At 60.4% G+C, this 18,190-nt stretch carries 16 protein-coding genes; 6 read left to right on the top strand and 10 right to left on the bottom strand.

Going from position 1 to position 18,190, the window contains the following annotated elements:
- Positions 1 to 173 precede the first annotated feature (173 nt).
- The gene (locus ACZ46D_RS00300; RefSeq protein WP_464928044.1) at positions 174 to 584 is read left to right on the top strand and encodes an EamA family transporter; all 411 of its coding nucleotides are present in this window, start codon (positions 174 to 176) and stop codon (positions 582 to 584) included.
- A 42-nt stretch (positions 585 to 626) separates the two neighbouring features.
- On the opposite strand, the gene ACZ46D_RS00295 is transcribed toward ACZ46D_RS00300, so the two are convergent.
- On the bottom strand, positions 627 to 2,765 hold the full coding sequence (locus ACZ46D_RS00295) for a sensor domain-containing diguanylate cyclase (RefSeq protein ID WP_464928043.1): 2,139 nt from the start codon (positions 2,763 to 2,765) through the stop codon (positions 627 to 629).
- 203 nt (positions 2,766 to 2,968) lie between these two features.
- On the bottom strand, positions 2,969 to 3,793 hold the full coding sequence (locus ACZ46D_RS00290) for an alpha/beta hydrolase (protein ID WP_464928042.1): 825 nt from the start codon (positions 3,791 to 3,793) through the stop codon (positions 2,969 to 2,971).
- A 220-nt stretch (positions 3,794 to 4,013) separates the two neighbouring features.
- Between ACZ46D_RS00290 and ACZ46D_RS00285 the strand changes: the two genes are divergently transcribed.
- The 3 genes from ACZ46D_RS00285 to ACZ46D_RS00275 all read left to right on the top strand — a co-directional run bounded on the left by ACZ46D_RS00285 (position 4,014) and on the right by ACZ46D_RS00275 (position 6,646).
- The gene (locus tag ACZ46D_RS00285; RefSeq protein ID WP_464928041.1) at positions 4,014 to 5,552 is read left to right on the top strand and encodes a sensor histidine kinase; all 1,539 of its coding nucleotides are present in this window, start codon (positions 4,014 to 4,016) and stop codon (positions 5,550 to 5,552) included.
- A 98-nt stretch (positions 5,553 to 5,650) separates the two neighbouring features.
- Positions 5,651 to 6,451 carry a nitroreductase family protein gene (locus ACZ46D_RS00280; RefSeq protein WP_464928040.1) on the top strand — a complete coding sequence of 267 codons (801 nt, stop codon included), beginning with the start codon at positions 5,651 to 5,653 and terminating at the stop codon, positions 6,449 to 6,451.
- A 27-nt stretch (positions 6,452 to 6,478) separates the two neighbouring features.
- Positions 6,479 to 6,646 carry a hypothetical protein gene (locus ACZ46D_RS00275; RefSeq protein ID WP_464928039.1) on the top strand — a complete coding sequence of 56 codons (168 nt, stop codon included), beginning with the start codon at positions 6,479 to 6,481 and terminating at the stop codon, positions 6,644 to 6,646.
- Positions 6,647 to 6,789: 143 nt separating this feature from the next.
- Here ACZ46D_RS00275 and ACZ46D_RS00270 read toward each other — a convergent pair whose 3' ends face one another.
- Entirely contained in the window at positions 6,790 to 7,287 is a 498-nt protein-coding gene (locus ACZ46D_RS00270) for a YchJ family protein (protein ID WP_464928038.1), read from the bottom strand.
- Positions 7,288 to 7,399: 112 nt separating this feature from the next.
- On the opposite strand from ACZ46D_RS00270, the gene ACZ46D_RS00265 reads away from it, so the two are divergent.
- Positions 7,400 to 8,578 carry an NAD(P)/FAD-dependent oxidoreductase gene (locus tag ACZ46D_RS00265; RefSeq protein ID WP_464928037.1) on the top strand — a complete coding sequence of 393 codons (1,179 nt, stop codon included), beginning with the start codon at positions 7,400 to 7,402 and terminating at the stop codon, positions 8,576 to 8,578.
- Positions 8,579 to 8,614: 36 nt separating this feature from the next.
- Here ACZ46D_RS00265 and ACZ46D_RS00260 read toward each other — a convergent pair whose 3' ends face one another.
- On the bottom strand, positions 8,615 to 8,812 hold the full coding sequence (locus ACZ46D_RS00260) for a hypothetical protein (RefSeq protein WP_464928036.1): 198 nt from the start codon (positions 8,810 to 8,812) through the stop codon (positions 8,615 to 8,617).
- A 193-nt stretch (positions 8,813 to 9,005) separates the two neighbouring features.
- Here ACZ46D_RS00260 and ACZ46D_RS00255 point away from each other — a divergent pair, with 193 nt between their 5' ends.
- The gene (locus ACZ46D_RS00255; protein ID WP_464928035.1) at positions 9,006 to 9,986 is read left to right on the top strand and encodes an MBL fold metallo-hydrolase; all 981 of its coding nucleotides are present in this window, start codon (positions 9,006 to 9,008) and stop codon (positions 9,984 to 9,986) included.
- Between the two features lie 111 nt (positions 9,987 to 10,097).
- On the opposite strand, the gene ACZ46D_RS00250 is transcribed toward ACZ46D_RS00255, so the two are convergent.
- The 6 genes from ACZ46D_RS00250 to ACZ46D_RS00225 all read right to left on the bottom strand — a co-directional run bounded on the left by ACZ46D_RS00250 (position 10,098) and on the right by ACZ46D_RS00225 (position 17,964).
- Positions 10,098 to 10,619, bottom strand: coding sequence for a type 1 glutamine amidotransferase domain-containing protein (locus tag ACZ46D_RS00250; protein WP_464928034.1), 522 nt, complete (start codon positions 10,617 to 10,619; stop codon positions 10,098 to 10,100).
- A 59-nt stretch (positions 10,620 to 10,678) separates the two neighbouring features.
- Positions 10,679 to 12,478 (bottom strand): ABC transporter ATP-binding protein, encoded by a 1,800-nt coding sequence (locus tag ACZ46D_RS00245; protein ID WP_464928033.1) that lies wholly within the window; start codon positions 12,476 to 12,478, stop codon positions 10,679 to 10,681.
- Between the two features lie 165 nt (positions 12,479 to 12,643).
- Entirely contained in the window at positions 12,644 to 14,431 is a 1,788-nt protein-coding gene (locus ACZ46D_RS00240; protein WP_464928032.1) for an ABC transporter ATP-binding protein, read from the bottom strand.
- Between the two features lie 8 nt (positions 14,432 to 14,439).
- Positions 14,440 to 16,551, bottom strand: coding sequence for a CHASE2 domain-containing protein (locus ACZ46D_RS00235; RefSeq protein WP_464928031.1), 2,112 nt, complete (start codon positions 16,549 to 16,551; stop codon positions 14,440 to 14,442).
- A 2-nt stretch (positions 16,552 to 16,553) separates the two neighbouring features.
- Complete coding sequence (locus tag ACZ46D_RS00230; protein ID WP_464928030.1) at positions 16,554 to 17,474, bottom strand: M48 family metallopeptidase; 921 nt, start codon at positions 17,472 to 17,474, stop codon at positions 16,554 to 16,556.
- Positions 17,464 to 17,964 (bottom strand): SH3 domain-containing protein, encoded by a 501-nt coding sequence (locus ACZ46D_RS00225; RefSeq protein ID WP_464928029.1) that lies wholly within the window; start codon positions 17,962 to 17,964, stop codon positions 17,464 to 17,466. The genes ACZ46D_RS00230 and ACZ46D_RS00225 overlap by 11 nt, the downstream gene beginning before the upstream one ends.
- Positions 17,965 to 18,190 lie beyond the last annotated feature (226 nt).

Here is an 18,190-nt window from a genome sequence, read left to right as displayed (position 1 = left end):
CCCATACGGCACAGCGGGCCGCAGGGCAAAAAATCTTGCCGGGCCCAACAATCGCCGGTAAACTTTAAAATCTGTGATTGTTCAATCGGTCGCCATTCCGGAAAAAGCCGGAGACAAACAAGCGCGCGGGATTTTGAGCCAGAAGAGACCCCCGCCGACACAGGGAGATCCCCATGGAAAGCTGGCTGCTCCCCGCCTCTGCCGCCCTGATCATCTACGGCCTCTGGGGATTTTTCCCCAAACTGGCCGTGACCTATATCAGTCCGACCAGCGCCCTGATCTACGAGGTAGCGGGCGCCATGCTGGTCGGCCTGGCCAGCCTCTTCTGGGTGGGATTCCAGCCGGAAACTCACCCAAAGGGCATCCTCTTTGCCGTGCTCACCGGGGTGGCGGGAATGCTCGGCACCCTGTGCTTCTTTGCCGCCGCCAGCCGGGGCAAGCTCTCGGTGGTGGTGAGCATGACCGCCCTGTACCCGCTGATCACCATCCTGCTTGCCGCGATCTTCCTGCGCGAACCCGTCACCGCCAAACAGATTCTGGGCATGCTCTGCGCCGTGGCCGCTATCCTGCTGCTCACCGGCTGAGGCTGAAAAAAGAGCACGGAGGAGAGCAGAGAAACGAGCCGGTCACTCCGCTTCCCAGAAAACCACCCGGTTGCGACCCTGTTTTTTCGCCCGGTACAACGCCTGGTCGGCCCGTCTGATCAACTGTTCCTTGTCCGTGCCGTGGTCGGGATAAACGGCAAGCCCCAAGGACAAGGTGACCCGCACCGGGCCGTTTTCGTTATGAAGCACCATTTTTTCGATCTCCTGCCTGATCCGTTCGGCCATCTGGAGACCTCCCTGCTCGCCGGAGCCTTCCAGCACAAGGGCAAACTCCTCGCCGCCGTACCGGGCCGCCAGATCCACGCTGCGCGCCGCCCTCCGCAGGATAGCGGCCACCTCCTTGAGAACCTTGTCACCAAAGGGATGGCCATGGCTGTCATTGATCTTCTTGAAATGATCGATATCGCAGATGAGCAGGCTCAAGGCCCCTGCCCGCCGCTCCTCTCGGGTCAGCATCACATCGAAGCCATGCTGGAAGGTGCGGTGGTTGATCAAACCGGTGAGCCCGTCGATGGTGGCCAGCCGGTTGATCTCCTCATGGGCCTGCCCCAAGTCGATCTTGACCGCGACCTGGGCGGCGATGAGTTCGAGAATCTCCTGCCGGGCCTTGGTGAAGACCTCCTCTTTTTTCACCGCCACGGTGAGCGCCCCGGTTGCCTCCCCTTTTTCCTTTTGCAGGGGGAGGATGAGCAGCGAATTGTAGCCGGTGAGCAGATGGTCGTGGCCAAAGACCTGGGTCGGCCCGTGGCACTGGGCCTTGGCCGGCAGAGGCCGGTTGATCTTGAGCACCTGGCCCACCAGCCCCTCTTCCCTGGAAAATTCACGGCCGATGAGTTGCTCCGCCCCTTCGCCCTCGGCCAGGGCCACGCAATGCCCGTTGCCACAGATCAGGCTGATGGAGATAAAATCGGCGCCCACCAGGGTCCGCACCGCCTTGATGGTGGCCTGCAAAACCTGTTCAAGCCCCAAGGCCCCGTTCAGCTCCCGCATGGCGAGACAGACCCGCTGGATGGCGCTGCGCTCATGGGCCATGGCCTGAAACTGCCTGCCCATGGCCACGTCAAGAGCGAGCTTCCGGGCGGCCAGGGTCATGGTCGCTTTTTCCTGCTCTGTCCAGGGTTGCTGACCGGGGCGATCCACGCAGAGAAGCGGGGCGATCTTCTTGTCGTCAAACCCGAGCCACTCTTCCGCGTCATCGGGAAGGCGGACCGCGAGGATTCCCCCCACCTCAATCTGCTTGAGATAATAGGGCACCCCCAAGGATGGGGTGGCCGGAGCGAGGCTCACCAGCTCCTCCACCCCCAGCAACGCCCCGGTGATGCCGACTCCGACCTGAAATGGCCCGGGGTGTATATCTTTTCTGGTGGTGGCAATGCTGCGCAGCCGGTATTCATGCCCCTCCGGGTCCGGCCACAGCAGGGCCACCGTTGACAGGGCCAAGGTCTGACGGATGAATTCGAGTTGCAGGTCAAAGCCCGCGGTGATGTTTGCCACCGCAGGCTGGCTGCCCGCCTCCGGATCGTCAATGAGGTCGTAATCCGGCAAGACACTGAGAATATCGGGGATGTCGGCAAACAGGCCAAGATCCCGGGCATATTGTCGGCTGGCGGTGTCCCTTTTTGCCCGGATCAGGGCCTTTCGCATCCGTTGGCGGTAGGCTTTGCTGCTCATGAACATACTGAGCCCCAACCCGGCGGCGACATAAGCAGCCAGATTGCCTGCCAGCCCGGCCGTTTCCTGAAAGCCCAACCCCCACAGCCCGGCTTCCATGGCGAGCACGGCCAGGATGGGGAGGAGCAGGGCCTGCATGGGGAAACTGATGGCCAGCCAGCCGATGAGCCCGACCGGGAGCAGGATCAGCTGGGGAGCTTCTTGCCCGAAATAGCGGAAAAGAATCCAAACAACCACGACCCAGAGCAGAGGCCCGGCCGTGCCGAAAAGAGAAGAATCCGCCGGAGAATCGTCCCCTCCCTGCCACATCTCCAGCAGGGCAAAGATCAGGACCAACCCGGCAAGGATCATGGCAGCAACGGCAAAGTCACCGCCGGGCTCATACAACCCCACGGCCACCGCCACCCCCCCCAGCAGTCCGACCACGAAACCAGCCCGCCGGAACGTGCTCCTGCTGCTCCGGTGCGCTTGGCGTCGGTCTCTTGCCATATCCCCCCCCTTAAAGGACCGGTTAAAAAATTATCTGAACATCTTACATCTCAGCTTCGGGCCATCTTTGATTGCAGCTCAATTACAAAATCCTCGTCGTAGCGCTGCTACGCCTGCGGCTTTGTTCAATCGCTGCAACCAAATCCGACCCAAATCTGAGCGTAATTTTGTCCATATAATTTTTTAACAGGCCCCAGAATTTCTCAGCCGCGAATCCCGGATCGTCTCGGTCCGTGGGATTTGCCGACTCTTTTTAGAAATTGCTTGATCGCCTGGAAATAAAGCTTGCCGGTCAGCGCCAGAATATTGTTGTGATCGGCGCCGGGAATCATCTGAAATTCCTTGCTCCGCGCCCCACAGACACTCTGCAGCTCTTCGGCCAAAACGATGGGAATGATCTGGTCATGTTGGGCATGAAGAATATAGGTGGGCTTTTGCACCCGACCGATCTTTTCCAGATTGCCGAAGCCGTCCGCCTCAGCAATACCCAACGCCTGGGCATCAAGACCGAGGAGACATAAAAGCGGCAGGGTCTGGGCAATGCCGCTCTCGACAATGAGCCCGGCAACCGCCTCTTCCGAGGCCGCCAGCTCGATGGCCGACACACTGCCCAGCGAACGGCCCATCACCACCAGATGGCCGGTGCGGTCCTGTCCGGCCAGCCAGTCCTGAACCCAGTGCAAAACTCGATGCGCGTCCTGGATCATCGCGCTCACTGTGGGGGTGCCGGTACTTTGCCCGTAGCCGCGATAGTCAACGGCCAGGAAATTGATGCCCTGCGCATTGTATTGCGGGCCGGCATCGTCATAATCAGCGACCACCTCGCCATTGCCGTGGAAAAAAAGGAGATTGACCGCCGCCGGGTCAGCGGTCAGGAAAAATCTCCCCCCGAGCACCACCCCTGGTTCCACCTCTATCCCGTGATCCTGGGCCCCGACCGGCGGCGCAGTGGTATCTTGTCTGGGATAAAACAGCGCGGCCACTACCTCGGGGTGATCAAGTTTTTCGTATGTTCGTGTCTGCTCCATCTTCTCCCCTTTGCCTGCGCCGGAAATCGTTGCCAACCTCCGTTGATCCCCAGCCAGGACACTTTTTCAACTATACCCATTCAGAATGGCAATATCTACCCAATTTTCTTCGCTTTTTCTTTGCACAGTTTCGATGTTTCAGGTATGACTGTCCTGAAGGCTTCAAAGGGTGTTCGTTTGCCAAAAAAATACTTTCAACCCTCTTCTTTCCAGCCAGCCTATGTATTTTAGTTTTCTGCAACTCAACTATCTGCTGATGTACTTCATCTATGGCCTTGCCTTTTTCAGCATGGGGTTGGCCATGGCCCTTGAAGGCAGCCGTTCGCCCGATATTGCCGAAGCCACACTCCTCAAACCCCTTGCCATGTTCGGCATCCTCAACGCCATCAGCCAATGGCTGGAGATCGTTATTCTGCCGGGCATCTGGATGGAGATCGCCACACCAAGGCCGCTCCTGCTGGTCAAACTCTTTTTCCTGGCCCTTTCCTTTGCCGCCCTGACCGCTTTCGGGGTCCAAGCCTATCGCCCGGCCCGACGCCAGATTGCGGCGAGCCTGTACGTCAGCCTGGGTTTCCTCCTGGTCTACATCGCCGCCATAGGCCTCGACCACATCATCCCCTGGGAAACGAAACCGAACTGTCTGCGCTGCGCCGATGCCCAGGCCCGTTATCTTCTCGCCCTGCCCGGCGCCATGCTCGCCGCCCTGGCCTTGAAAAATCATGCCCTCAAGAACAAAGAGACCAATGCCCCCCTGGCTAAATCATTCCGTTTTGCCGCCTGGGGCTTTGCCCTCTACGGCCTGACCCAGATCTTTCCCCCCCGGGCCGAAATCTATCCGGCGCCGTTCATTAACGCCGAACTGTTCCAGCAAGTAACCGGCATACCGATCCAGCTTGTCAGCACGCTCCTGGCCCTGTTCACCATGGGCAGCCTTATCCACGCCTCACACATCGCCGAAAAAGGCCGCCGACAGGAACTGCACCAGGCCCAGCAGGAAAAACTCGCCGCCCTGGAACAGGTCCAAGCCGAACTGCTGAAACGGAGGGAACTCCGCAAAGATCTTTTCCGCCATATCGTCCTGGCCCAGGAAGAAGAACGCGGCCGCATCTCCAGGGAACTCCATGACGATACCGCCCAGATTCTCACCGCCGCCAGCCTGAACATGGCGGCCTTGAAAACAGTGGTCGGCACGAACCCCAAGGCCGTCACCCTGCTTGAACGTTCCCAGGGTCTCTGCCAAGAGATGTCACAGGCCCTGTACCGAATGGTCCACGACCTGCGCCCCGCCCAGCTGGATGATTTCGGCCTAGTCCCGGCGCTGCGCCACCTGACCGAGGAAAAATGGTTCAGCCGCAAAATCGCCATTACCTTTGAGGCGACCGGCGACCCGAGAAGGGTTGACCCGGTGATCGAAACCGTCCTTTTCCGGGTGGCCCAGGAGGCACTCACCAATATTCTCCGTCATGCCCATACCGATACGGCGAGCCTGCGGATTCTCTTTGAAAAAGAGCAGATCACCCTCACCATCGAGGACCAGGGGGCGGGGTTTACCCCTACCCAGAAAGGACAGGGCTTCGGCCTGGCTGGGATTACCGAACGGGTCGAACTGATCAACGGCAGGGTGGAGATCGATTCCGCTCCCGGCAAGGGAACCACCATCACCGTGATTGCCCCGGCCAAACTCGGCCAGGTTATCCCGCCGCTCGCCAAGTCGGAGACAGGGGGCAGACTGACCCCGCCGCTGCCTCCTCCGGTCTGAATCTTCCCTTCCCTCCCGGCAGTAAAACCGCTCGATCGCCTGGTGGGGCAGCTGCCCCCTCCGATTCTTTATTGTGAAAATGTTGCAGGAGTGAACCAATGGCCTTGATCACCATAGACCGGACAAGATGCAAAAAAGACGGGATCTGCGCGGCGGAATGCCCCTTCAGCCTCATTGGGCTTACAGGCGAGGACGGCTTTCCGGAGATCCGCCCGGCGGCCGCCCGCCTCTGCATCCAGTGCGGACACTGCGTGGCGGTCTGCCCCCATGGCGCCTTAAGCCTTGCGGCCATGAACCCCGACGGCTTCCGACCCATCGGTAACGGCTCCCCGCCGACCCTCAAGAAAACCGGGCAGCTTCTCACCAGCCGCCGCTCCATCCGCACCTACGAGCAGCAGACGGTTCCCCATGCCCATATCGAACAACTGCTCGACCTCTGCCGCTGGGCCCCGTCCGCCAAAAACGCCCAGCCGGTGCATTGGCTGGTTCTGGAAACCCCCGAAGCGGTCCACCAGCTGGCCGGGCTGGTCGTGGACTGGCTGCGGACCGGCACCACCTATCCCGGCATCGTCGCGGCCTGGGACCAGGGCAGGGACATGGTCCTACGCGGCGCGCCCCATCTGTTGGTGGCCCATGCCCGTAAGGACAGCCTCAAACCGGAGATCGACTGCACCATCGCCCTGACCTATTTTGATCTGGCCGCAGCCAGCTGCGAGATCGGCACCTGCTGGGCCGGTATTCTAATGAGCGCCGTAACCGCAGGCTACCAGCCCCTGCTCGAGGCCCTGGCCCTGCCCGAGGGCCACAACCTTTACGGGGCCATGATCTTCGGCTACCCGAGGTTTCCTTATTTCAAGATTCCGGCCCGAAAAGAGCCCCGGATCACCTGGCGTTTCTAATTCACCCGCACACCAAAAGGATGCACAATGGACAACAACGAGAAAAAAAAGCCCAACCCGGAGCGGGTAGCCATCCTCCGCTCCCTGCCGCTGGAAATCAAGAGCCAGATCACCGGGGAAGAGGCCCAGGCCTTCATGTACGATGAGGAGCTACCGGAAAGCCTTTTGGAAAAACTCAAGGACTATCTGGACTAAAACCACAGCCCAAATAACTGGACGCCCGGCTGTTTAATGGCCGTCCGGCTTGGGCCTGTCGAAGGCCAGCCGTGGGAGGAAAACGGCGGTTCGACAGGCTCACCGCGAACGGTAACGGGACGATATAATCGCCAGCTCCCAGATTATTTGGGCTGGCAACACTTCTTATATTTCTTGCCGCTCCCGCAGGGGCAAGGCTCGTTGCGCCCGATCTTTTCGCTGGTTACCGGAACCCGGCCCGGATTCACTTTACCGTCCAGGTACAGCCACTGCCCCTCTTCACAAACAAACTTGGCCCGCTCATGCAGCCGATGGTCCTGGCCATGGCCGGAAAAGTTGGCGGCAAACTCCACCACCCCGGTCGTTTCCCCTGCTGCGCCGCCCTCGGTCTCCAGCACCTCGATCCCGTGCCAGACAAAACCAGCCTCATCGTCCAGATTCAGATCAGCCGGACGGGTACTCCGGTGCCAGGAGCGCAATATATAGGGGATATCCTGCCTGGCAAAAGCGGTATAGCGGGAACGCATCAGCGCCTCCGCGGTCGGGGCAAGCTGGCTGCCCTCCAGAAACGGACCACAACATTCGGCAAACTCCAACCCCGTGCCGCACGGGCACAGGCTCTTCTTCTCTTTCTTGGCCATCCCTACACCTTCCTTGTTTATATATTTGCGGGAATACTTGTACATCCCCAACGGAGTGTGCCACAATATCTCTATTCTTCCCTCCCTTCAACCCCCTTCTGAGGCGCCCGCCATGAAAAAGAAAACCTATCTCCTCATCGGCAACGGCGTAGCCGGAACAACCGCGGCGGAAGCCATCCGCAAGCAGGACCCCACAGGCAGCATCACCATCCTCAGCGAAGAGGACATCCCCTTTTACTATCGGATCAGGCTCAACGAGTTCATTGCCGGGGATGTGGGCGAAGACAAGCTCAGCGCCAAGAAAGACTCCTGGTACCAGGAGCAGCGGCTCGACCTGCGGATCAATACCAGAGTCATTGGCCTCGATGCCGCAGCGAAACAGCTGACCACCGAGACCGGCGAGAAACTCTCCTTTGACCGATTGCTCCTCGCCACGGGCAGCCATTCCTTTCTGCCGCCCATGGAGGGCATCGACCAGCAGGGGGTGTTTTCTCTCCGCCACATCAAGGACGCCAGAGCCATCCTGGCCCAGGCCGAAAAAAGCGAGGAGGTGATCCTCATCGGCGGCGGACTGCTCGGCCTGGAGGCAGGCAATGCCCTGCGCAAGCTGGGCAAAAAAATCACGGTGGTGGAGTTTTTCCCCCGCCTCCTGCCCCGGCAATTGGACAGCAAGGGGGCAGCACGGCTCCAAGAACTCATGGAAAAGATGGGCTTTGCCTTCCGCCTCTCGGCCATGACCAAGACGATCACCGGCAGCAATGGGAGAGCGAACGGCATTGTCCTTGAAGGCGGCGAGACCCTGCCCGGCCAGATGATCATCATCTCCGCCGGGGTCCGGCCCAACCTGGAGTTGGCCAAGAGTGGAGGTCTTGCCTGTGACAAGGGACTCAAGGTGAACGACCGTCTGGAAACCAGCGCCGACGGCATCTATGCGGCGGGCGACGTGGCCGAGCACCGGGGAGTGGTCTCCGGCATCTGGCCCGCGGCCATGGAGCAGGGCAAGGTGGCGGGCACCAACATGGCAGGCGGCGAGGCCGCATACCAGGGCACCACCATGAGCAACATCCTTAAAGTTGCGGGCATCGACGTCGCCGCCGCCGGCAACATCGACGCGGAAGGCCGCTATGAATCGCAGGTAGTAACCTCCGACACCGTCTATAAAAAGCTGGTCATCGAGAACAACCGGCTCATCGGCTGCATCATGGTGGGCGATACCAAAAACTTCACCACCATCACCCGCTACATCACAGAAAAACGGGATATCGGCACGCTCAAAAATACCCTGTTATGACCTGAGGTTATTTTGAATCCATCCGCATTCTTCTTCTCAAGGATGCGCACTTAGATCGGCTGGCGGCTCGGGAACAAAGACTGCAGGCGAGCAGTATTCGCAGACAGAATCGTCATTTTTCCTGTCAATAAGCCGCCAAGATTTCAGCAAGATGAGTTCGGCATGGGTCTTTTTGCAATCCTCGCATACCCAGAGTTCTTGATTGTTTTTCATCTGATATTTAAAACGTTTCATTGATGCTCCGTGATATTGTTAGGTTTTTCCCTCGGCCGGCATGGTCACAGGAATTGCGCAGATATCCAATGGGCTTTTATGTCGCAGCAGCGGATAATTGCGGGGTGAGCAGAGTTGTCCATAAAACGGTTTTCCAGAGGCTCTGGAGATGGTAATCATTTATCCACCTTATTATTTTAAAAGGAGGTATCCCATGCCAAAACTCTTCCGGTACATATTGGCCCTCGTGGCCGCCACCTTCATGGGACTCGCGCCTCTTGCCCAAGCCGGGGCGCCTCAAATGCAAACCCAGGTGCCAGGCTATTACCGAATCCAGCTGGGTCAGTTTGAAATCACCGCCCTGTACGATGGGGCCATCGAGCTGGACACCAAGCTGTTAAAAAACATCAAGCCCGCTGATCTCCAACTTTTGCTGTCCCGCATGTTTGTCGGCAGCCCCAAGATGCAAACGGCGGTGAACGCCTATCTGATCAACACCGGCAGCAACCTGGTGCTGGTTGATGCCGGCGCCGCCAAGCTGTTCGGCCCCTCCCTGGGGTATGTCTTGCAGAACATGCAGGCGGCCGGCTATGACCCGGCCCAGGTGGATACCGTCATCATCACCCACCTGCACCCCGACCACATGGGCGGCCTGAATGACGCCAACGGCCAGCCGCTCTTCCCGAAGGCCAAGATCTTGGTCCCCCAAGAGGATAACGACTTCTGGCTCTCGCAAAAAATCGCGGCTGGCGCGCCGACTGAACGCCAGCCTTTTTTCAAAATGGCTCGCGACAGCGCCGCTCCTTATCTGGCCAGCGGACAGTGGCAAACTTTCACGGCAGGGAGCATTTTGGCGCCTGGGATTCAGGCCGTATCGGCCAACGGCCATACGCCTGGCCATACCGCGTATGCTGTTGAGTCTGAAGGGAAAAAGCTGCTGATCTGGGGTGATCTGGTGCATGCCCATGCCGTGCAGTTTGCCAGGCCGGGCGTTTCCATTGAGTTCGACATCGACCAAAAACAGGCAATCGCCACCCGGCGGAGCATCATGAAGGCCATGGCTGCCAGTAAATCCCTGGTGGCCGGCATGCACCTGCCCTTTCCCGGCATTGGCCATGTCCGGGCAGATGGCAAGGGACGTTACACTTGGGTGCCGATAGAGTTCGGGCCGCTGCCCAAGGCGGCAAACCAATAAAACAAAGAACACCCCCCTGTTTTTCGAGAAGATACATGGAGTGGCCTTAGTTATTTGGCGAAAACAGTCCCTTGCCGAAAAGTTTTATGCAGGGAAGCGGGCTGCATCGACTCAGGCGGCTATCCCCTTGATGATGGCCCGCAGGAAGGCGGGCAGGTCGTCGGGCGTGCGGCTGGTGATAAGGTTGCCGTCCACCACCACCTCCTGATCCAGGTATTTGGCGCCGGCATGCACCAGATCATCCTTGATGGCAAAGAAGCCGGTGACGCTCCTGCCGTTAAGCACCTCAGCCGAGGCCAGCATCCAGCTGGCATGGCAGATGGCGGCGACAATCTTACCGGCTTCCGCCATATCCTTGACCAGTTTGACCATGGCCGGGTGGCGACGCATATGGTCCGGGGCGTAGCCGCCGGGGATGACCAGGCCGTCGAAATCATCGGCCCGCACCTCCTTGATGCCCGCATCGGCGGTGGCCTTGATGCCGGCGGCCCCGCTATAGCTCATCCCGCCCTCGGGGCCGACCACCGTCACCTGGGCGCCGGCCTCCTTGAGGCGGTAGTAGGGGTACCAGAATTCCCGATCGTTATAGGTCTCCTCCACCAGCAGTATTACCTTCTTGCCCTCTAGCTCCATGCGGCACCTCCTTATGTTATGGGTCGTGCGGAATGCTTAGTTATATCATGAAACCATGGTCATGCCCCTGACCCAGCGCTGAAAATAGTCAACAACCTCCGATACGCCCCATTGGCCACGGCCAGTTCCGCATGACTCCCCTGCTCGATGATCTTGCCCCCGGCCATAACCAGAATATGATCCGCCCGGCGGATCGTGGAAAGCCTATGGGCGATGACTATGTTGGTCCGCCCGGCAAAGGTCGCACCAATGGCCTGTTCGGTGAGCATCTCGCTTTCCGGGTCAACGCTGGCGGTGGCCTCGTCCAGCACCAGGATGCGGGGCTCGCGGGCCAGCACCCTGGCAAAGGCCAGCAATTGCCGCTGTCCGGCGGACAGATCCATGCCGCCCTCTCCCACCCTGGTTGCCAGCCCCTCGGGCAGCTGGCGGACAAAACGGGCCAGCTGTGCTTTTTCCAGAATACCCCACAAGAGCTCGTCGGTTTTTTCTCCATCGAGCAGGATATTCTCCCTTATGGTGGATGGCAGAAGAAACACGTCCTGCATCACCAGCCCCACCTGGCTCCGCAGCCAGTTCGGGTCCAAATCGCGCAGATCGATGCCGTCGAGAAAAATCGCTCCTGCATCCGGGTCGTAGAACCGCTCCAGCAGGTTGATGATCGTGGTTTTGCCGCTGCCGGTTGCGCCGACGATGGCCAGGGTCTGACCGGAGGGAATCTTCAAGGAGAAATTTTCCAGCACCGGATGCTCCAACGCATAGCCAAAGCGCACCTCCCGAAACTCGATCTCGCCTTTGCCGGATACGGGCCTTAAGGGTGTTGCGGACAGGGGCAGGGTCTCCTTGGAGTCGAGCAGCTGAAAAATACGCTCCGCCGAGGCCAGGGCCGACTGGACAATGGAATATTTCTGCGACAGCTCGCGCATGGGCTGAAAGAAGAGGCGCATGTAAGAAAGAAAGGCCACCAGCATCCCGATGGTCATCTTCCCGGCCATGACCTGGCTGCCGCCGTACCAGAGGATGGTGCCGATGCTCAGCGCGCTCATCAGCTCGATGAGCGGCATGAACACGGCAAACACCTTGATCTGATAGAGGGCCTTTTCAAAAAAAGTCTGGTTCAGTTGGGAAAATTGCTGCTGGCTGGAACGCTCCCGCAGAAAAAGCTGGATGAGCGAAACCCCGGAGAGCGACTCCTGCAAAAAGGAGTTGATCTGGGCAAGATGGGTACGGATCTGCCGGAATGCGTCCCGGGCCAACTGGCTGAACCAGAGGGTGTTGCCCACCATCAGCGGGAGGAGCAGGCAGATGCCCAGGGCCAGCCGCCAGTTCATCCAAAAGAGAATCCCCAGGATGCCGAGGAGCTTGACCCCGTCGTTGAACAGGGTGACGATCACCGAGGTGAACATCTCGTGCATGTTCTGGATATCGTTGGTCAGCCGGGTTACCAGCCTCCCGGCCGGGTTGCGGTGAAAAAACTTCAAATCGAGATGCAGGAGATGGACAAACATCATCTGCCGCATCCGGTGCATGATTCGTTGCCCGGTCCATTCGAGGATCAGCACCTGGACAAAATTGCCGAAAAACTCGAAGGCCATAAGGCCTAAGAAGAGAAGGGCCAGGTGCTTGAGCCCCGCAAGGCGAACCTCGGCGGCAGGCCCGGTGTTGAGGATGAAATCATCCACAGCCAGACGGATCAGATAGGGCAGGGCCAGGCCGCAGCCCACCACAACAAAGGAAAGGAGCACGGCCAGCAGGGCTCCGAGCCAGTAAGGCCTGCCCAAAAAGACGATCCGCCGCCACAGGCTGAGATCACCGAACTTGCCCAGCTGGTCTTCTTCAAAATAGCCGTAATTATCGTGCACAATTGACCCTTTTGCAAAAATCCAACAAGTTCCCTCTCCCCTTGCGGGAGAGGGTTAGGGAGAGGGGGAAACAGATATTAAATCGGCAGGTTGCGACCTCACCCTCCCCCTTCCCCCTCCCGTCGAGGGAGGGGGAATTCAAGTTGACAGAGGTTTGCAAGAGACTCAAAGCGACAGCTCCTCTTCCCGGCGGCGGTGCATTTGTTGTTGATGAAACATGGTGCGGTAAAAATCGCTGGTGGCCAGCAGCTCGGCATGGTTGCCCTGGGCCAGCAGCCGCCCTTCCTCCAAGACCATAATCCGGGCCGCGTCCCGCAGAGGGGCGATCCGGTGCGAGACGATGAGGCAGGTCCGCCCCGGCAGAAAGATGGTCAGGCCGGAGATGATCTCCTGCTCGGTTTCCAGATCCACGGCAGAGAGGCTGTCGTCGATGATCAGCAGGGGCCGGTCGAGCAGAAGGGCCCGGGCCAGGGCGATGCGCTGGCGCTGGCCGCCGGAAAGCTTGACCCCCCGCTCCCCGATCCGAGTCTGATATCCCTCGCTGAAGCCGAGGATCTCCTCGTGGATGCGGCAGATTTTGGCCGCCGCCTCGATCTGCGTTTGATCAGCCGCCGGATTGCCAAAGGCGATGTTCGCCCCCACGGTATCGGAAAAAAGCAGCACATCCTGAGGCACATAGGCCACCCGCTCGCGCACCGAGGCCAGGGACAACCGGTTGATGTCAATCCCATTGAGAAAAATAGCCCCGTCCGCCACGGGATACTGCCGGGCCAGAAGATGACATAAGGTGGATTTCCCGGAGCCGCTCCGGCCGACCAGGCCGACGATCTCCCCTGCCCGGATAACGCAGCTGACCTCGGTCAGGGCGGGCCGCTCCTGCCCCTCGTACCGGAAATGGAGATGGCGCAGGCTGATCTCCGTTTGCCCGGCTGGAAAGGCAACCGGCTGGGGAGGGTCCGCCAGGGTCGGGTCAGCGTTCATCACCTCATTCAGCCGCCCCAGGGAGGTGAGCCCGCGCTGGAAAAGATTGGTCACCCAGCCCACCGCCATCATCGGCCAGGTCAGCATGTAGAGATAGGAAATAAAGGCGACAAAATCCCCCACCGTGATCGTGCCAACGATCACCAGACGCCCGCCGAAAAAAATCGCCAGCAGCAGACTGGTATTGCCCACCAACCCGGAGATGGGAAACAGGGTGCCGTGCACCCGGGCCAAGCGGATGTTGTCCCGCTGGTACTGGCGCCCAAGGCGGTTGAACCCCTCGGCCTGCGAGGCTTCCTGGGTGTAGGCCTTGAGCAGACGGATGCTGGTGATGGTGCTGCGGGCAAATTCGGTGAGATGGGAAAACTGCTCCTGCACCTTCAAAAAACGGCGGTGCAACCGGGCAGAGAGCACCCTGGTCAGCAAGGCCAGAAAAGGCATGGGGATCACGGCGATCAAGGTGAGGCGCGGGCTGATATAGGCCATGCAGGCCAGGGCGGCGATGCCCATGATCGCGGCGTCGGCGCAGGCCACCACGCCCATGCCCCCGGCCAGCTGCACTGCGGCCAGATCGTTGGTGGCCAGGGCCATGATTGCGCCCACCGGTTTTTTTTGAAAGAAGGGGCGGTCCAGGGTGAGGAGATGGCGGAAAAAACCATCGCGCAGGTCGCGCTCCACCATCCGGGAGAATCCGAGGATCAGATAGCGCCAGACAAAACGGCAGCCGGCAATGCCCATGGCTAGCAGGAAGATGGCCACGGCACTTTGGCCCAGGGCAATTTGGCTGGCCGTGCCATGGGCCAGGAGATCAACGGCCCGTTTCACCAGCCGGGGAATGCCCAGCTGCAGGAGATCAACGGTCAACAGGGCAACAAGACCGCCGAGCAGGCGGGGGGAATATCGCCGGACCAGGGGACGAATAAGCCCTAGGGGGGACGCAATCCTGGCCCCGGGCGCATCACTCTGCGGCACGCTCGGCCTCATTTGGACTCCATCCGCCACACCCCATCCCAGGCCAGGGGCGGCTTGGCCAGCATCTCCCGGCAACGGGCGGCATAGCGTCCGGCCACCACATCGTCCGCGGCCAGATCCTGGAACCCTTCCCTGGCTTGGGCAACCTCGCCCCGGTAGTACAGGGCCAGCGCCGCCGCAAACCGCTCACGCAGCGCCTCTTTCTCGTCGCCCGGAGCAAGGGGCTCAAACACGGTGATAGGCTCCTTGCGGCCCACCACCCCCACCCGGGCGATCTCCCGGACCGTTATCCCCACGAGCAGCTGACGGCGACACGCCTCGGAGATGAGAATCGGGGTACCGAACTCCTTGTTGACCCCCTCCAGCCGGGCCGCGACATTGGCGTTGTCGCCCAAAATGCTGTAATCGAAGCGCTGGCTGGAACCGAGGTTACCCACCACCACCGGGCCGGTGTTGATCCCGATCCGCAGGAACAGGTCGCAGTCGAACCGCGCTTTGAAATCGGGGCGCAACTCGGCCAGCCGCTCCTGGCAGCGCAAGGCCGCCTGCACTGCGCGAGCGGCATGATCCGGCTGGGTAAGCGGCGCGTTCCAGAAGGCGATGATGGCATCCCCTTCATACTTGTCGATGGTCCCCCCGGATTCCAGGATGATATCGGTCATGGCGGAGAGATACTCGTTCAAGAGCAGGGTGAGCCGCTCCGGGTCCAGCCGCTCGGACATCCCGGTGAACCCGGCCAGGTCGGAGAAGAAGATGGAAAGCTCCCGCTTCTCGCCCCCCAACCGCAGCCGCTCGGGATTGCTCACCAACTGGTCGATCACGGTGGGATGGAGATACTGGCTGAAGGCGCGCTTGATGTAGCGTTTCTTGCGCCCTTCGGTGGCGAAGTTGAACACCACCCCGCTGATCAGGGCACAAAGCACCGCCGTGGCCTGGACCGCAACGGGCAGCCAGATCCCTTGCCCATAGGCAAGAAAACCGGCGGCAAAAGGCAGGGGAAGCAGGAGGACAAAGGCCAGGGAGGATTGCCAGGCATTGCGGCAAAAAAGGATGATTATTGCGGCCAGCACCCCGAAAGACAGAGTCAGGAGTGCAGCCAGCCAGACCGGGCTGTCGCGGAGAAAATCCTGGGACAGAAGGTTGTCCAGCATGGTGGCGTGGATCTCCACCCCCGGATAGATCCCGTCGATGGGGATGGCCCTGAGGTCGTAAAGCCCAGGGGCGGTCATGCCCAGAAAGACGTAGGTGTCCTTGAACTCGGCTGGATCGATGACCGGCCTTTCCCCGGCCGCGAGCTGCAACTCGGATTGCACCACTGCGGCCAGGGAGACGGTGGGGACGGTGCGGGATACCCCCCGAAAATTGAGGATGGCCTGCCCTGCCGCGTCGAGCACCACCCCAAGGTTCCCAACCTGCAAATGGTTTTGATTGAGCGACAGGGGCACCGGGCCGAGGGCTCCGGCAAGATAGGCAGCCAGGGCCAGGGAGGGCACGGGTCGGCCGGCGAGGTTGACAAAAAGAGGGGCCCGGCGGAACACCCCGTCCGGATCAGGGCGGTTGCTGATGTTGGCAAGCATGGCCGCGTTTTCGGCCAGCTCCACCACCGGCATGGTCACCGCCTGGGGCAACACCAGCGCCCGGCTTCCCATGAGCCACTGGGAAAAGCCGGAAATGGTCAACCCCGACGGGCCCGCTCCCTCCGCCTGCCCTTCCCCCGTTGGGGCAAGGGTGTAGCTGAGCACCACCGGCCCGTTCTCCCGCATGGCCTGGCCCAAGGCCTGGTCGTCAGCCACGCCGTGGAGCGACGGTTCGCTGAACAGCATATCAAAGGCGACCACCTTGACCCCCCCCCGTTTGCAAAAGGCAAGGACGGTGGCATACGCCTCTCTCGGCCAGGGCCAGGAGAGGTTGTTTTCCCTGCGCCCCCAGTCCAGGCTTTTCTGGTCCAGGGCGATGATCCGCAGCCGGCTGGTGGCCGGAGTCGGCTTGGCAAAATGGGCAACCCGCCACTGCCAGGCCGCATGCTCGAAGCCGGTGAGTGCGCCCTGGTGCCAGAGGAGAAAGGCAAGGCCACAGGCGATCAGGCCGAGAGCAAGCCCGGTAAGACCTTTTTTAACCACGGTCAGATGCTGCCCAGAATGCTCTGGAACCGTTGCTGACGCTGCGCCATGCCGGCCGGGGTCTTGGCTGCGGCAAGCAGGGGTGCAAGGTCGGCAATCCGGTCCGCCGGATCGGGATGGGTCTTGGCGAAATCCAACCCCTGCGGGTTGAGCCGTTGCTTCATCTCGCCAAGCATCCCAACCAGGGCCCGCTGGTCATAACCGGCCCGCTCGAGAATCACCAGGGCCGCCATATCCGCCTCCCGCTCAAAAGCCCGGGAATAGCCGCTGTTGACCAGGGTTGCGGTAACATCGTGGATGGAATCCTCAAACAGTCCGGTGAGCTGGGCCAGTTGCGGCCCCCCGGCCTGCTTGGCCCCTTCCGTGGCCATGATGGAAAAGGCGCTGGTCAGCCGGCTGGTCTTGATGGCCTGCAACCCGTGCTTCAGCTGGACATGGGCGATTTCATGGGCCAGCACCGCAGCCAGGGTGTCCTCGTCCCGGCAGCAACGCAGCATACCCCGGCTGACAAAGATCAGGCCGCCCGGCGCGGCAAAGGCATTGATCCCCTCATCCTCCAGGAGGACAAAATGGTAGCCGCCGTAGGTTTCCGGCATGTCGGAGACCCTGGCCAGAGACTGGCCGACCAGATTGAGGTACTGCAAGGCCTGGGGTTCGGTGCGGGGGTGGTATTTCCCCAGCAGGGTGGCGCCCACCGCCCTGCCCACATAGTATTCCTGCTCCGGGGTGATATCGGTGAAGGCTTTTTCCATGGCCACGGCGGTTTTCTTGAGCGCGCCCACCTGGGACTCGCTGAGCCTAAACCCGCCCACCTGGACCGCCCCGAGGCCATCGATCACATCGGTGGTTTTACAGCCGGCAACGAGCCCAGCGCAGCAAAGAGAGAGAAGAACAGCGAGGAGAACGGGTCGTTTATTTTCCATGGCCGGCACCTCCCCCAAGGATCTGCAAGCCGCCCTTGACCAGGAATTCCCGCATGGCCTCCGGGCTCACCTGGATCCGCTCCAGCCAATCCACCGAGGCATAGTCGAGATTCTTGCCTCTGGCCTTGTACTCGGCTTCCACCTGGGCATTGAAGCCCTTGCCGCCCAGGGCCAGCTCGTCCTCCGAGGCTCCACCCCCCAACCGCTCTCCGGGTTTAAGGACAATGGGTTTGGCAATGAGGCTGGCACTATGCATCCAGCCTTCCCGCCCCTGCCGCTGGTCGCGGACTTTAAGCCAGAGCCCCTGCTCGCCGAGCACATCCACCCGCTCACCGTAACCCAGGGTGGCGACGATCTTCCCAAAGGGCATGGGGGAAACCCTTACCGCGCCCTTCTGCACGGCAACGCTCCTCCAACCTTGCCCGGCCAGGGCAGAGGCCGCCAGAAGAGAGACAACAAGGAACAAGATTATCTTTTTCCGCATTCCCATGATGGTTTCCCTGAAGAATTTTCCTGCCTTGAACAACAGCCACTTTTTATACTAGCACAGGAGATTTCCCGAGACAATGGGACCAAAATGCATTTTTTCCGACAGCGCCACTGAACAAAAGTTGCCTCCCGATTCCGAGCCACTTACAATCCGCGCCCATTTCCCCTAGAATATTCTCACCCTCTTGCCTCCCCTTTGCGACATACGCAGACTCCCCCGCCGTGGC

The sequence above is a fragment of the Thiovibrio sp. Mzg5 genome (assembly GCF_055379285.1).
This window is presented reverse-complemented; position numbering and strand designations above follow the sequence as displayed.

Coding starts and splice junctions, on each gene's coding strand:
- ACZ46D_RS00300 (WP_464928044.1), top strand. CDS start 174: ATGGAAAGCTGGCTGCTCCCCGCCTCTGCCGCCCTGATCATCTACGGC.
- ACZ46D_RS00295 (WP_464928043.1), bottom strand. CDS start 2,765: ATGGCAAGAGACCGACGCCAAGCGCACCGGAGCAGCAGGAGCACGTTC.
- ACZ46D_RS00290 (WP_464928042.1), bottom strand. CDS start 3,793: ATGGAGCAGACACGAACATACGAAAAACTTGATCACCCCGAGGTAGTG.
- ACZ46D_RS00285 (WP_464928041.1), top strand. CDS start 4,014: ATGTATTTTAGTTTTCTGCAACTCAACTATCTGCTGATGTACTTCATC.
- ACZ46D_RS00280 (WP_464928040.1), top strand. CDS start 5,651: ATGGCCTTGATCACCATAGACCGGACAAGATGCAAAAAAGACGGGATC.
- ACZ46D_RS00275 (WP_464928039.1), top strand. CDS start 6,479: ATGGACAACAACGAGAAAAAAAAGCCCAACCCGGAGCGGGTAGCCATC.
- ACZ46D_RS00270 (WP_464928038.1), bottom strand. CDS start 7,287: ATGGCCAAGAAAGAGAAGAAGAGCCTGTGCCCGTGCGGCACGGGGTTG.
- ACZ46D_RS00265 (WP_464928037.1), top strand. CDS start 7,400: ATGAAAAAGAAAACCTATCTCCTCATCGGCAACGGCGTAGCCGGAACA.
- ACZ46D_RS00260 (WP_464928036.1), bottom strand. CDS start 8,812: ATGAAACGTTTTAAATATCAGATGAAAAACAATCAAGAACTCTGGGTA.
- ACZ46D_RS00255 (WP_464928035.1), top strand. CDS start 9,006: ATGCCAAAACTCTTCCGGTACATATTGGCCCTCGTGGCCGCCACCTTC.
- ACZ46D_RS00250 (WP_464928034.1), bottom strand. CDS start 10,619: ATGGAGCTAGAGGGCAAGAAGGTAATACTGCTGGTGGAGGAGACCTAT.
- ACZ46D_RS00230 (WP_464928030.1), bottom strand. CDS start 17,474: ATGGAAAATAAACGACCCGTTCTCCTCGCTGTTCTTCTCTCTCTTTGC.
- ACZ46D_RS00225 (WP_464928029.1), bottom strand. CDS start 17,964: ATGGGAATGCGGAAAAAGATAATCTTGTTCCTTGTTGTCTCTCTTCTG.